The 286-nt window shown below is 60.5% G+C and carries 1 pseudogene; it reads right to left on the bottom strand.

The window, feature by feature from the left end:
* A pseudogene (locus tag PZH32_RS14025) lies at window positions 1–286 on the bottom strand (ribonuclease J); the annotation flags it as partial.

Raw genomic sequence — 286 nt, 5'->3', positions numbered from 1 at the left:
CTGGCTGCCCGTGCACATGATGACCACCTGCTCGGGCGGAATGCCCTTGAGGTCGTAGGCATCGATGAGGTTGTCGTCGGTGATGTTGAGATAGCCCAGGCGACGGGCGATGTCGGTGTTCTGGATCATGGAGCGACCCGTAACCACTACCTTGCGGCCGTTCTTCACCGCGGCGTCGCAGATTTGCTGCATGCTGTGAATATGTCTGGCGAAGGAGGCGATGATGACGCGGCCCTTGGCCTGGGAGATAATCTGCTCGAGCGTCTTGCCCACTTCGGCCTCGGAG

This window comes from Adlercreutzia equolifaciens (assembly GCF_029076695.1).
GTDB lineage: Bacteria > Actinomycetota > Coriobacteriia > Coriobacteriales > Eggerthellaceae > Adlercreutzia > Adlercreutzia equolifaciens_A.
Note: the sequence above shows the minus strand (reverse complement) of the source record. Positions and strands in the feature narration are given on the sequence as shown.